Here is a 14098-nt window from a genome sequence, read left to right as displayed (position 1 = left end):
TGCGCTTTCAATAGAGCTATCGTGCTCAAATCTCGCTATGGTGGAAATACTATTTTCGAAGTTATCTCACGCCATACGACTCATCTTCCACCAGTGAAGCGTAAAACAAAAAAGCCACTGTTCGCTAAAACAGTGGCTTCTTAAAATCATGTGTGTACTTTGAAAATCAGTCAGCTAGACGATTTGCAGTCCAAACGTACAAAAGCTCTAGAGCAATGGTTGCTCCAGCTAATGCCGTAATGTCACTTTGGTCATAAGCTGGTGACACCTCGACAACATCCATTCCGACCATGTTTACACCTTGAAGACCACGAATAATCTTCAAGATTTTGTCGGAGTTTAGCCCACCACAGACTGGTGTACCGGTTCCTGGAGCAAACGCTGGGTCTAAACAGTCAATGTCAAACGTCAAGTAAACAGGCTTATCGCCGACAGTTTGCTTGATGCGTGACACGACCTCATCCACGCTCAGATCATTCGCTTCCATCGCATTGATAACGTTAAAACCGTGCTCGTCTTTCTCATACTCGGTACGAATGCCAACTTGAACAGAATGCTCTTTCGAAATTAGCCCTTCGTTTGGCGCATGATAGAACATGGTGCCGTGATCATAACGACTGCCGTGGCTGTAAGTATCAGTGTGTGCATCAAAATGAATTAATGCCATTTCACCGTACTTCTTCGCGTAAGCGCGCAGCAAAGGCAATGTGATGAAGTGATCACCGCCGAGGCCTAATAGCGTTTTACCACTGTTAAGGATTTCCGTCGCCGCAGCTTCTAATCGCACCGTTAAATCTTCCGCATCGCCGGTATCAAACACCAAGTCTCCAGAGTCAATTACCTTGATGTGGTCGAAGACATTAAAGTCCCACGGGAATTTCTTCCCTTCCCACGCCAAGTTGACTGAGGCACGACGAATCGCATCTGGACCTAATCGCGCGCCCGGACGACCTGATGTTGCCATGTCTAGTGGCGCACCAAGCACCACGACATCTGCCTCAGCATCGACCGGATTTTGTACCAAAGGACGACGCATAAACGTCATTGCATTGGAGTACAACGAGTAATCTTTTTTAGTAAACAGATCGTTCATTAAAAATCCTCTAAATAGGTGTAGCCCATTAAGCCTTGCTCTAACTCAGCAAGTACACTCTGCTGATCTTCTTGTGGTACTTTCGCGCTGACCATTTCTTCATAGTTTTGACGAATCAAATCCACATCGATGTGTACGTAGCGCATCATGTCAGCAACAGTGTCACCTTCATTGATGTAATCTAGGTTCGCTTTACCTTCGTCATCAACGTTTACAACCACACTGTGTGTATCACCAAACAGGTTGTGCATATCACCCAAGATCTCTTGGTACGCACCGACTAAGAAAAAGCCCATTAAGTACGGCTCATCTGGGTTCCAAGCAGGTACTGGTAACGTTGTTTCAATACCTTGACCGTCTACGTACTGGTCGATAGTGCCATCTGAATCACAAGTAATATCCAGAACCACTGCACGTCGCTCATTCACTCTATCCAAACCGCTTAGTGGCAATACAGGGAATACCTGATCAATACCCCATGCATCTGGTAGCGATTGGAACAGTGAGAAGTTCACGAAGAACTTATCCGCCAATCTGTCGCTTAACTCATCCAAAATCGGACGATGGTAGCGGTTCTTTGTGCTCATCAACTGATTTAACTCGTAGTTGATGCGCAATGAAACCTGCTCTGCCCATGCTCGGCTTTGAAGGTTCAACATGCCAGTTGCGAACTGGTTGTGCGCCTCTGCAATGTCACTCTGAGTATCGTTGTAGATCTCAATCAAAGCACGGTCATCGCTGCCATCGCGCAGTGACTGAAAGTTACGCCACATGTTTTTCAAAAGTAGTGGCGCATCTTCTTCAGGCTCTGCAATCACTTCCGGAGAATAGCTCTCGGTACCAATAACGTTAGTGATCAGAACGGCATGATGCGCTGTCAATGAACGCCCAGACTCAGAAATAATCACTGGCATTGGCTGTTGGTACTGCTTACAGATATCTCCCACTGTCATCACGATATTACGTGCGTACTCTGCTAAACCGTAGTTCATCGAGTTCGATGACTGGCTACGTGTGCCATCGTAGTCCACAGCTAAACCGCCACCCACATCGATGTAATCCAGTTGTGCACCAATATCACGCAGTTCACAGTAGAAACGCGCTGCTTCACTTACACCGTTTCGCACATCACGAATGTTTGCCATTTGTGAGCCCAAGTGGAAGTGAACAAGCTCGAGTGCTTCTAGCTGGTCTTCCTTTTTCAATCGCTCAATTACAGTCAATACTTGCGATGCAGATAGGCCGAACTTCGACTTCTCACCGCCGCTTGCTTGCCACTTACCCGCGCCTTGAGAAGCAAGACGAATACGCAGACCTAAACGTGGTTTAACGCCTAGCGCTTTTGCTTCTTGCAAAACAAGATCAAGCTCAGACAACTTTTCAAGTACGATGAAAACCTTATGACCTAGCTTCTCACCAATCAGAGCCAAGCGAACATATTCGCGATCTTTGTAGCCATTGCAGACAATCACCGAGCTCGCTTTCTGAGCTAATGCCAATACCGCCAGCAGCTCAGGTTTGCTGCCCGCTTCTAGACCCAGCTGTTTTTGTTCTAGCTGAGCTTGGCTTGCTAAAATCTCGTCCACGACTTCTTTTTGCTGGTTTACCTTAATTGGGTATACCAACAGGTAGCGGTTGTCGTATTGGTATTCATCAATAGCTTGGTTGAACGCGTTACAAATATTATGTACTCGTTGATGAACAATCTGCGGGAATCGCACCAATGCAGGTAAGCCGACATTCTTCTGTTCAAGCTGCTTTACAATATTGCTTAAAGGAATTTGATGATCCATTTTGCTTGGAGAGACATACACTTCTCCATTGTCATCAATACCGTAGAAACCTTGGCTCCAGTGCTTAACATTATATTCTGCACGGATGCGATCTAAATTAACTGATTGTTCCATTTCAAGAGACCTCACAATATAGGGCCATCACCAAGTAACACCCTGTTCATACATGCGGCATTACCCAAGTTAAATCGATACGTTACGATTCGTTGGGCGCATTAACTGATATTCTGGCGAGCGAGTCCAATCATAGATATTTGTCGTCTCGACAAACGCTGTTTTACACACGCCTGAGATAACGGTACATCAAGGTTTGCCGCCAATTCTGGAGCTAATACGCACCGTACACAAAGTCAGATTTTTTTCGCGACCCATAAGAAAACCCCATTCAACTTCTTTTTCTGAGCACGCTTACCTTGTTTTTCTGAACACACCAACCTTGCACATTTTTTAAACTTTTTCTTATCGTTCCTTGTAAAACAAAAAGGGCTAGTATAAATTTAAACCACTGACCGATCGGTCAGTCAGCTAAACAGGGAGTAAAATGCAATGAACCAAAATCCAATAACCAATGATGAATCCACTGTCGGTGTTGATATGAACGCGACGTTCTCGGCTCAAAAAGCACACTTTCGTTCTAACTCGAATCCCGATCTCAAAACGCGTCAAGACGATCTTGCTCGCTTGAAAGAACTACTCGTCCGTTATCAAGATCAGATCATCGATGCGTTATCCGAGGATTATGGCCAAAGAGCAAAATATGACTCCCTCATAGCGGATATTACGCCTTCGCTGCATTTAATTGATTACAACCGAAAACACCTAAAGAAATGGATGAAGCCTTCTCGCCGAGGTGCTGGTTTAATGCTCCAACCGGCTAAGGTGAGTGTCCACTATCAACCATTGGGTGTGGTTGGCATCATTGTCCCTTGGAACTTCCCTATTACCCTGTCTATTGGTCCACTAGCGACGGCGTTGGCTGCGGGTAACGTCGCGATGATGAAAATGTCTGAATTCACGCCAGCAACCAATAAAGTACTAAAAAAGATGTTGAGCGAAGGGTTCAGTGAAGATCAAATCGCGATCATTGAGGGTGAGGCTGATATCGCAGCGCAATTCAGCGCCCTACCTTTCGATCATATTATGTTCACTGGCTCGACAGCGGTGGGCAAACATGTGATGAAAGCAGCTTCTGCGAATCTAACGCCAGTAACGCTCGAGCTAGGCGGCAAGTCTCCGACAGTGATTGCACCGGACATGGAAATCATGGACGCGGTTCAACGCATCTTATTCTCGAAAAGTCTCAACGCCGGTCAAATCTGTGTTGCTCCAGATTACATTCTGCTCCCTAAGGCAAAAGTTAATGAGTTTGTAGACGCCTATAAGAGCTACTTTAAAAAGCTCTACCCTGCGGGACTTGAGAGCAAAGAACTTACCTCTGTGATCAATCAACGCCAATACACACGACTAAAAGGTGTGGTTGAGGATGCAGAGCAAAAAGGCGCCACCATTCATACGGTGAGCGAGCAAGCTCAAGACGATGTGAATCACCGTATGACGCCTCATCTACTGACTGATGTAACCGACGACATGCTTGCGCTTCAAGAGGAGTTGTTTGGTCCTGTACTACCTATCGTCCCTTATGATTCTTTGGACGAAGCAATTGAGTACATTAACGATCGTCCTCGCCCGTTGGCTCTTTACATCATGAGTCACGACAGTGAAGTGCAAGAGAAGTTGCTGTCTAAAACGCACTCTGGTGGCGTGTGCATCAATGATTCTCTTGTTCATGTTGCGGTCGATGATGCACCATTTGGCGGTGTTGGTCCGTCAGGCATGGGGCACTATCACGGAATTGAGGGATTCAAAACCTTCAGTCATGCCAAAACGGTTCTGAGTAGAGGTAAAATCAACTACACAAAACTGTTGCACCCTCCGTATAATAATCTGTTCAAGAAATTGATTTTTAAAGTGATTAACCGATGACCACAAAAAGACAACAGATCTTAGAATCCGCCCTTCAACTCTTTGCCGAGCAAGGCGTTGAAGGCACATCTACCGCCCAAATTGCTAAAGCGGCTGGTGTGGCGAAGGCGACTCTGTTTCATCACTTTGAAAACAAGTCTCTATTAGTTGATGAACTGTTTAGGGAGTTAAAACAAGCGTTGTTCAATGCTGTTTTTCAAGAGTTTGATACAAACTTTACGTCGCTGTATCTAAAAATGAACAAGCTGTGGGAGGTGGGAATCGACTGGGCAGCAGCCCATCCTACTGCGATGAAGTTTCTCTCTAATATCCATTTCCACCCGACCACTGAAGCAAGGCAGATAATTGTTTCAGAGCTGTTCGCTACGCTTGATGACAATGTACGAGCGGGACAAGATTCTGGTGAGTTGATCAAGCTAGATATGGATTTGGTGCGCTATTTCATTCATAGCCACTTCTTAATATCGGTTAACTGGTTGCTAGACCAAAATCAGCTCTCGACAGAAGAACAACGGAGTTACGTTCAACAGAGCTTTGATATGTGTTGGCGAGCCATTGGTGGCAATAAGCCTGATTAAATTGGTAACTTTCATTAGATACAACAAAGCCACCATCTAGGGTGGCTTTTCATTTTGTGAATTAACTCAACGCGTATTCCACACCTTGCTTTGCGTGGATCTCAGTAGTGTCGTACAAAGGTACTTGCGTGTCTTGTTGATTTACCAACAGTGCGATCTCTGTGCAGCCTAAAATTACAGCCTGGGCACCTTCAGCGTATAACTTATCAATGATCGCAAGGTACTGCTGCTTCGAGCTTTCTTTAATAACGCCTTTGCAAAGCTCATCATAAATGATGATATGCACGGTATCTTGGTCTTCTGAACTCGGTACCACCACATCCATACCAAACTTATCTGTAAGGCGGCCTTTATAGAAATCTTGCTCCATGGTAAAGCGAGTCCCCAATAAACCGACCTTTTCGATGCCATCCGCTTGCAACACGTTTGCTGTAGCATCCGCGATATGGAGAACTGGAATAGAAATACGAGATTCGATCTCTGGTACGACTTTGTGCATCGTATTGGTACATATCATTAGAAAATCGGCACCCGCTTTTTCTACCGACTCTGCTGCATCAGAAAGTAGAATCGCTGTTTCATCCCATTTTCCTTGGTGTTGAAGCTTTTCGATTTCATCGAAGTTGACACTGAAAAGCACCACTTTTGCTGAATTAAGCCCGCCCAATCTCGACTTCACGCCTTCATTGAGTGCTTTGTAGTAACTGGCTGTCGACTCCCAACTCATTCCACCTAACAGACCGATCGTTTTCATACTTCCCTCTAATCAAATTGAATGCACTGCTTTACTAATAAAACCTTGCCCTGGCTAATGTTTTATCAAGCAATTTAGTTAGATGCAATATGGTACAGCCCTCGCAATCACTAACTAAGACACGTACACTACCCGCCTAAATGAAACACAATCAGAAGGCTTAAGTTTGCAAACTCTAGAACAACTACAATCCGGACAATTATTGGGATCAACACATTTAAAATTGGCTGAAGGCCTTCAAACGTTCCCAATGGAAATCATAGAGCTTGCAGACACCCTCGAAGTGCTCGACCTTTCAGGTAATTCACTATCTGAACTTCCACAAGAGCTGGCAAAACTGACCAAGCTGCGCATTATCTTTGTGTCTAATAACAAGTTCACTCACCTTCCAGAGGTGTTGGGTGAGCTGCCAAACCTAGAAATGGTTGGCTTTAAAACGAACCAGATTAAGACGGTTAGTGAACACGCATTGCCTATCAAGTTACGTTGGCTGATTCTGACTGACAACGCGATTGAGGTATTGCCAGAAAGCCTAGGACACCGCCCAAGATTGCAAAAGCTGGCGCTAGCAGGCAACCAAATTAAAGCGTTGCCAAACAGCATGGAAAATCTCAATAACCTCGAACTGGTTCGCCTATCTGCTAACCAATTGGCCGAGTTTCCAGAACTGCTAATTAAGCTTCCTAAATTAGCGTGGCTAGCATTTGCGGGGAATCCATTCTGTAAACATCCTAAATCTCTCGATAGCGTACCGCAGGTAAAGACGACGAGTTATAGTTTGAATCAGGTATTGGGGCAAGGTGCGAGTGGCGTTATCTCTCATGCAAACTGGGGTGATGACAAGTTTGACTTTCCAAACGAAGTAGCGGTTAAAGTATTTAAAGGTGAAGTGACCAGTGATGGTTACCCGCATGATGAATTAGAAGCGTGTCTTCAAGCAGGTCATCACGATAATCTTGTTAAGTCGATTGCACAGGTAGATGATGGCAACGATCTAGCATTGGTTATGGAGCTCATCCCTGAAAGCTATTACAACCTAGGACTGCCGCCGACACTGGAGACTTGTACACGTGACACTTTCCCAGAAGGTTTCGAATTACCAATCGAGCAAATCAACAACATCGTTACCCAGATGATTGATGTGTTTAATCATTTACACGACAACAAGGTTTGTCATGGCGACCTATACGCACACAACACCTTGGTCAATAAGCAGGGTCAGATGATCTTCGGCGACTTTGGTGCTGCAACCATCTATGGATACCTGACTACAGAACAACAGCAAGGCATTCGCCGTATCGAAGCTCGTGCTTTGAAACACTTCGTAAATGACCTACTGACAATTTGTGTCAAGCAAGACCTTGAGAGTGCTCAGTACTCACGCCTTGCAAACTTTGAAGTTTAGTCACCAGATAAAGACTCTAAAACAATGAAAGCACAACGCGCGTGCTAAAAACGACAAAGCCAACATCACTGTTGGCTTTTTTACTGGATTGCGAAGCGACTTGTCTTTTAACTCTCTACCTGAACCAGCTTTAAGTATGAATGCAGCTCTTCGTTTTTGTATTCCACAGCAGAGTGAATATTGAGGTCGCCATTGGCTACTACAGCAAATTGGTAGCGATTATCACCTTTGATGATTTCAACATGCAGCAAACCATCTTTGAGATACCAATGCCCTTTCGTCTCAAAACGATCAAACAACCGATACTCATTTAAAGTGCCATCAGCATGAAAGTGCACTTCTGTGATATAACCGCCGGGACAGCTCTTCACCCAAACTCGGTTTTCAATATCACTGATAACAAAATCGCGCTTGGTTACTCGCCAATTTAAATACTCCTCACTGTCGTAAAGAGAGGTGTCGAGATCAGCACGCGAGATTAACGGCTGATCAGTTTGCTCACGACAATAAAGTTGCAACGAGATTTGCTGTACCGTGTGATTCTGTAACTGAGCCATTAACACTTACCCCTCAGTCAATCTATTTAGCTATCAACGCTTTACTTACAATTAAACCAGCTCGTAGGAGACAACGTACAGTTGAGAAATGCCTGGGTAGATATCTTGAATAACGTCTTTAAGTACTTGCAGCGTCATGTTCTCTTGTTGAGCGTGGAACTCGCCCAGCTCATCAAACAAAATCGGCTCGACGCTAATGATTTTGAGGTTACAGAATACACGCCCCTCTTCTAACGTTGATACTTCTACAACGCTACCCGGTTGGTAATCACGCTCAGACTCGTCACGAATAGTAATCGTCTTTTTACCTGAAAGAATGTCAGCTTCAAAACGCTCAAAGAACGTCATAGTGGTTGGTGCGGTCATGGATTTCAATCACTTGTCATTAAAGGTTTAGATACTTGTTTATATACCAGAATATCTAACGAAGCGAATGAAAATTTATCTCGTCATTCCCAAGACTGACGAAGGAAGGAGTTGGGAATCTCTAAAGAGCCAAATCACAGGCAATAAAAAAGGAGAGCCTAAGCTCTCCTTCTCTTAATCCTAAATGCAAACTCTAATTAAAGAGCAGCTTTTGCTTTTTCAACTAGAACTGCGAATGCAGCTTTGTCGAATACCGCGATGTCAGCAAGGATCTTACGGTCGATCTCGATAGATGCTTTCTTAAGACCGTTGATGAAACGGCTGTAAGATAGACCATTCTGACGAGATGCAGCGTTGATACGTGCAATCCATAGTTGACGGAATTGACGTTTCTTGTTGCGACGGTCACGGTAAGCGTATTGACCAGCTTTAGTAACTGCTTGGAAAGCTACGCGGTAAACACGAGAACGTGCACCGTAGTAACCTTTAGCTTGTTTTAGAACTTTCTTATGACGTGCACGAGCTTGTACACCACGTTTTACGCGAGGCATTATGCTTCTCCTAAACTAAACGATTATTAAACTAAAAAGAATTAAGCGTATGGCATCATACGAGCAACTGCAGCCACTTCACACTTAGGAAGGATTGCATTTGGACGTAGCTGACGCTTGTTCTTAGTAGTACGCTTAGTCAGGATGTGACGTTTACCAGCGTGCTTAAACTTAATACCACCAGCAGTTTTCTGGAAACGCTTAGCAGCACCTTTGTTGGTTTTCATCTTAGGCATGATGAATAACTCCGCATTGTTGAGTTGTTAATAACAATAGTAATTAGGGCGAATAAAACCCCGCAACCAGAGGCTGCAGGGTTCAATTACTTGCAAAGCCGTTAATTACTTCTTTTTAGGGGCCAATACCATGATCATTTGGCGGCCTTCGATTCGAGTCGGGAAAGATTCTACAACAGCTAAATCTACTGTATCTTCTTTCAGACGATTCAAAACGTCGACACCGATGTCTTGGTGAGCCATTTCGCGGCCACGGAAGCGAATTGTTACCTTCACTTTGTTGCCGTCTTCTAGGAAACGCGTCAGGTTGCGTAGTTTTACCTGATAGTCTCCAATGTCAGTTCCAGGACGGAATTTTACTTCCTTAATCTGAATCTGCTTTTGCTTCTTCTTCTGCTCTTTCGCAGCTTTGCTCTTCTCGAAGAGGAACTTACCGTAGTCCATCACACGACAAACTGGCGGCTCGGCGTTAGGGCTGATCTCTACAAGATCCATACCAGCTTCTACAGCTGCATCAAGCGCTTCTTGGATAGAAACGATACCAACGGCTTCACCGTCAGCGCCTGTTAGACGAACTTCACGAACGCCACGAATTTCACCGTTTAAACGATGCTGGTTTTGTTTGGCCGGTTGTTGGCCACGTCTTCCGCCTTTAATAGCTTATTCCTCCAGATTGAGCTTACGGCTTGAAACCTCGGCTTGGATGTAAGAAATAAAGTCATCCACTTTAAACTTGCCTAGGTCTTTACCTTTACGTGTACGTACTGCAATTTCACCGGCTTCCATTTCTTGGTCACCACATACAAGCATGAACGGTACACGTTTCAAAGTGTGTTCGCGAATTTTAAAGCCAATCTTCTCATTTCTCAAGTCTGCTTTGACTCTAAATCCACTTTTTTGCAGTTTTTTCGTAATTTCTTGTACGTATTCCGACTGTTTGTCGGTAATGCCCATTACAACTGCTTGTTCTGGCGCCAACCACGTTGGGAAGAAGCCAGCGTATTCTTCAATTAGAATACCGATGAAGCGCTCTAGAGAACCTAAAATCGCGCGGTGAATCATAACTGGCGTGTGACGCTCGTTATCTTCACCAACGTAAGTTGCACCTAGACGCTCTGGTAATGCAAAATCGAGCTGCACTGTACCACATTGCCATGCACGGTCCAAACAATCATGCAAAGTAAATTCAATCTTAGGACCGTAGAACGCACCCTCGCCTTCTTGAATCTCGTATGCGATTTCCATTGCTTCTAGTGCTTGCTTAAGGTCAGCCTCAGCACGGTCCCACATTTCATCAGAACCTACGCGTTGCTCTGGACGAGTTGACAGCTTAACAACGATGTTTTCGAAACCGAAAGTTGTGTAAGTGTCGTAAACCATTTCAATACAAGCTTTTACTTCTTGTTGAACTTGGTCTTCAGTACAGAATACGTGAGCGTCATCTTGAGTAAAGCCACGAACACGCATGATGCCGTGAAGTGCACCTGATGGCTCGTTACGGTGACATGAACCGAACTCAGCCATACGCAGCGGTAGATCACGGTAAGATTTCAGACCTTGGTTAAAGATCTGCACGTGACCTGGACAGTTCATTGGCTTGATAGCGTATTCACGGTTCTCTGAAGACGTTGTGAACATCGCTTCTGCGTATTTGTCCCAGTGACCAGAGCGTTCCCAAAGAACGCGGTCCATCATTAGTGGACCTTTAACTTCTTGGTACTCGTATTCGTTCAGTTTTTGACGAATGAATACTTCTAGTTCACGGAAAATAGTCCAACCGTTGTGGTGCCAGAACACCATGCCTGGTGCTTCTTGCTGCATGTGGAATAGATCCAATGCTTTACCAATTTTACGGTGGTCACGCTTCGCTGCTTCTTCTAGACGAACTAGGTGAGCTTTAAGCGCTTTTTTATCGTGGAATGCAGTACCGTAGATACGTTGCAGCATCTTGTTGTCACTGTTACCACGCCAGTAAGCACCCGCTACGTTAAGTAGAGTAAAGTGCTGACAGAAGCCCATATGTGGTACGTGTGGACCACGACACATATCGATGTATTCTTCATGGTGGTATAGGCCTGGACGGTCGTCTTTAGAAACGTTCTCGTCTAGGATTTCCATTTTGTATGTTTCGCCGCGAGCTTCGAAAGCATCACGCGCTTCCTGCCAGCTAACTTTCTTCTTAACAACCTGGTATTTGGTCTTTGCCAGCTCTTTCATGCGCTTTTCAATCTTCTCAAGATCTTCTTGCGTTAGAGAGTGCTCTAGGTCGATGTCGTAGTAGAAGCCGTTGTCGATCGTTGGGCCGATCGCCATTTTCGCTTCTGGGAATAGCTGCTTAACAGCGTGACCAAGAAGGTGAGCACAAGAGTGACGTACAATTTCAAGACCATCAACTTCATCTTTAGCTGTGATGATTTCTAGGCTTGCATCATTCTCGATTAGATCGCAAGCATCAACGCGTTCGCCATCAACACGGCCAGCAATGGTTGCTTTAGCAAGGCCAGGACCGATTGATAGGGCAACATCTAGAGTTGATACAGGGTTGTCAAATTGACGCTGACTGCCGTCAGGAAGAGTAATAATTGGCATTATTTGTCCTTTACAGTGGTGTTGCACACCAAGCAACACATGAAAATGTTTAATATATGTCGGTCAACCAAGCGGAGTTGGTTGGGGATATATGAATAAGTAAAATTCACTTTTCAAGAAACAAATACAGATGCCTCTTTAAAAAGTGAGCAAGCATTGTAACGAATTAATATTAAATAACAATGACCGCTTTCTATCGTGTACTTCCAGTAAGCACGAAAAACCAAGAATTCAAACAAAAAACAAAAGTTAATAAGATGTTAAATTACTCTTTTACCACTAAGCTTAACTTACTATCGCTGGTTAACCTTGGGGGTGGGAATGAAAAACAAAGTTGTGATTCAAACGCTGAGCTTTGTGACTCTCTTTTACAATGTGCCTAGCTTTTCTAGCGATGAATATGGACCGCTATTGAGTTATGTCCAATCCCCTATGCATTCGACTCGTCACACTCCAACCCTACGTTCAGGCTTCCCAATTGATGATGGTGACGTTGAACTTTTCGCCAGCTTTACTGCCGCGAGTATCTGGGCCAATTCTGATGATTATCACCTCGACTACTATCAAAACCAGCTTCATACGGGGCTTCGCTGGCAGGTGAACAGCGAATGGCAGTTTGAGCTCAATTACCGCTGGCTTTACGCTGGCAACAATCACCTTGATAGTTTGATCATCGATTTTCATGATTTCTTTAGCATTGACCAAGCAGGGCGAGATCAGAAGAATAAACACGAGTTCGACATTTATGCACCACAGCATGGTGTCAACATTTCCGATTTCTCAGGGGACACTCTGACCAGCGCCTTTACGCTATATAGCCAATACCAATTCATCAATACACCATCTCACGGCCTGTCATTGGGTATCGCTCTTTATAAAAACAACGTTAATAACGGTATCTTTGAAGGGGAAAGCTTTGAGCAGAGTGCGCAGTTAAATTACAGCTATGCATTTACGGATCAGAGTATCTACTCCTCCGTAGCAATCACACACCAATCCGATTACGAACGAAAGAATGATTTCCCGCATAAAAGTACCCTACTCGCTTTTATGGCAGGTTATCGTTTAGAACTACTAACCAATCATGAGCTTCATTTGGAATATCGACTTTATGAAGGCGCAGAGAATGGTCCTACAGAATTTTCAGAGCCAGCCAACGAAATTCTATTCGGCTACCGATATAAACTGCCCTTTGGCGCAGTTGAGTTATCCATTATTGAAAACATCATCAACATGGACAACTCAACCGATGTTGGCTTTCAGATAGCTTATCGCCATCGAATTAGAGGCAGCGAATAAGTGGCTCGGTAGAGCGCACCAATTCACTTGAATGCACCAGATACAAAAAAGCCGCGCATCGACACGGCTTACTCTTGCTGAGTTACTACTTACTTATGAGCTCATGATACGAGAAACAGCTGCACGGATATCGCTATCAGACGCATTGATTGGCAGGCTAAATGAGATGTATTGATCACCACGGAAACTTAATGAACGATCGATTTCAGCCAGGCAGTGAACCGTATTACCATTCACTATAAATGAAAGCTCAACCTCTTTATTATTAATAAAACCGCCGCTTCTAAATTCTATCTCTTGGTAGCAACCCGACATAGACGAGAAAGTGTTACCCTTTAGGTAGCCCTTTTCAACATCGGCTTTGACCATTGTCATGCCTGCAGCCTCAACACCTTGGATGATCTTCTCTACCGTCGGCAGAGGTTTTACAACGATAAAATCACGATCTTTAGGGTCAATCGCAAAGCCGATATCTAAGTTTGTTTCTACCCATACATGGCACTGATTCATTTTCGCGTTAAGTGCCGTGATTGGCGTTTCATCATTCAGTTTTAAGCGAAATGGAACTTGCTTGGTTTCACCAGGTTGAATGGTGAATGGCTCTACCGCTTGAATTCTTCCTAAAGAAAAAGTCTCGTAGCTCGTGTTATCTTCTGTTTCCACTTTAACTTCAGTATTTAGTACCAAGTTAATCAAGTCGATCTGCTGCTCGACGTCTCCACCGAGGATATGAACGTTGCCAGATAATTCACCACCTTGGAACACTTCAATATTGTCCAAAACTGTGTCGACTTTTGCCGCACCTATACCCAACGAGGCTTTTAGCTTTTTAAACATACTTTCCCTTTTTTAGAATTATCGTTTTTTGCATGACTTATTTGAATGCATTAGAGG

At 44.4% G+C, this 14098-nt stretch carries 14 protein-coding genes; 4 read left to right on the top strand and 10 right to left on the bottom strand.

Translation table 11 applies throughout. The annotated features are described in order from the left end of the window. Positions 1 to 166: 166 nt before the first annotated feature. Both speB and speA read right to left on the bottom strand, forming a co-directional pair. Complete coding sequence (speB, locus tag AC6R05_RS04275; RefSeq protein WP_500646662.1) at positions 167 to 1093, bottom strand: agmatinase; 927 nt, start codon at positions 1091 to 1093, stop codon at positions 167 to 169. Beyond that, complete coding sequence (gene speA / locus AC6R05_RS04270; RefSeq protein WP_500646661.1) at positions 1093 to 3000, bottom strand: arginine decarboxylase; 1908 nt, start codon at positions 2998 to 3000, stop codon at positions 1093 to 1095. The genes speB and speA overlap by 1 nt, the downstream gene beginning before the upstream one ends. A 480-nt stretch (positions 3001 to 3480) precedes the next feature. On the opposite strand from speA, the gene AC6R05_RS04265 reads away from it, so the two are divergent. Together AC6R05_RS04265 and AC6R05_RS04260 are read left to right on the top strand one after the other, a co-directional pair. Beyond that, positions 3481 to 4869: a coniferyl aldehyde dehydrogenase gene (locus AC6R05_RS04265; protein WP_500646683.1), complete on the top strand. Its 1389-nt coding sequence runs from the start codon at positions 3481 to 3483 to the stop codon at positions 4867 to 4869. Then, complete coding sequence (locus AC6R05_RS04260; protein WP_500646660.1) at positions 4866 to 5447, top strand: TetR/AcrR family transcriptional regulator; 582 nt, start codon at positions 4866 to 4868, stop codon at positions 5445 to 5447. Before AC6R05_RS04265 ends, AC6R05_RS04260 begins: the two co-directional genes overlap by 4 nt. Before the next feature lie 61 nt (positions 5448 to 5508). Here AC6R05_RS04260 and AC6R05_RS04255 read toward each other — a convergent pair whose 3' ends face one another. Next, a complete protein-coding gene (locus tag AC6R05_RS04255; RefSeq protein ID WP_500646659.1) occupies positions 5509 to 6201 on the bottom strand; it encodes an aspartate/glutamate racemase family protein in 693 nt (230 codons plus the stop codon). A gap of 166 nt (positions 6202 to 6367) precedes the next feature. Here AC6R05_RS04255 and AC6R05_RS04250 point away from each other — a divergent pair, with 166 nt between their 5' ends. Continuing rightward, on the top strand, positions 6368 to 7606 hold the full coding sequence (locus AC6R05_RS04250) for a leucine-rich repeat-containing protein kinase family protein (protein ID WP_500646658.1): 1239 nt from the start codon (positions 6368 to 6370) through the stop codon (positions 7604 to 7606). 107 nt (positions 7607 to 7713) lie between these two features. On the opposite strand, the gene AC6R05_RS04245 is transcribed toward AC6R05_RS04250, so the two are convergent. The 6 genes from AC6R05_RS04245 to thrS form a co-directional block, all read right to left on the bottom strand. Beyond that, a complete protein-coding gene (locus tag AC6R05_RS04245) occupies positions 7714 to 8163 on the bottom strand; it encodes a hypothetical protein (RefSeq protein ID WP_500646657.1) in 450 nt (149 codons plus the stop codon). A gap of 51 nt (positions 8164 to 8214) precedes the next feature. Further along, entirely contained in the window at positions 8215 to 8529 is a 315-nt protein-coding gene (gene yqfB / locus AC6R05_RS04240) for a N(4)-acetylcytidine aminohydrolase (RefSeq protein WP_008224694.1), read from the bottom strand. A 197-nt stretch (positions 8530 to 8726) separates the two neighbouring features. Continuing rightward, entirely contained in the window at positions 8727 to 9080 is a 354-nt protein-coding gene (rplT, locus tag AC6R05_RS04235) for a 50S ribosomal protein L20 (RefSeq protein ID WP_004401084.1), read from the bottom strand. Between the two features lie 41 nt (positions 9081 to 9121). Then, positions 9122 to 9316, bottom strand: coding sequence for a 50S ribosomal protein L35 (rpmI, locus tag AC6R05_RS04230; RefSeq protein WP_032549209.1), 195 nt, complete (start codon positions 9314 to 9316; stop codon positions 9122 to 9124). A gap of 105 nt (positions 9317 to 9421) precedes the next feature. Next, positions 9422 to 9973 carry a translation initiation factor IF-3 gene (gene infC / locus AC6R05_RS04225; protein ID WP_084181800.1) on the bottom strand — a complete coding sequence of 184 codons (552 nt, stop codon included), beginning with the start codon at positions 9971 to 9973 and terminating at the stop codon, positions 9422 to 9424. A gap of 3 nt (positions 9974 to 9976) precedes the next feature. Beyond that, positions 9977 to 11905, bottom strand: a complete 1929-nt coding sequence (thrS, locus tag AC6R05_RS04220) for a threonine--tRNA ligase (protein WP_152468586.1) — start codon at positions 11903 to 11905, stop codon at positions 9977 to 9979. A 321-nt stretch (positions 11906 to 12226) separates the two neighbouring features. Between thrS and AC6R05_RS04215 the strand changes: the two genes are divergently transcribed. Beyond that, the gene (locus AC6R05_RS04215) at positions 12227 to 13204 is read left to right on the top strand and encodes a DUF3187 family protein (protein WP_500646656.1); all 978 of its coding nucleotides are present in this window, start codon (positions 12227 to 12229) and stop codon (positions 13202 to 13204) included. Positions 13205 to 13297: 93 nt separating this feature from the next. Here AC6R05_RS04215 and AC6R05_RS04210 read toward each other — a convergent pair whose 3' ends face one another. Next, the gene (locus AC6R05_RS04210; RefSeq protein WP_500646655.1) at positions 13298 to 14041 is read right to left on the bottom strand and encodes a sporulation protein; all 744 of its coding nucleotides are present in this window, start codon (positions 14039 to 14041) and stop codon (positions 13298 to 13300) included. Between the last annotated feature and the right edge of the window lie 57 nt (positions 14042 to 14098).

This window comes from Vibrio sp. R11-SG3-ISO9 (assembly GCF_059834255.1).
This window is presented reverse-complemented; position numbering and strand designations above follow the sequence as displayed.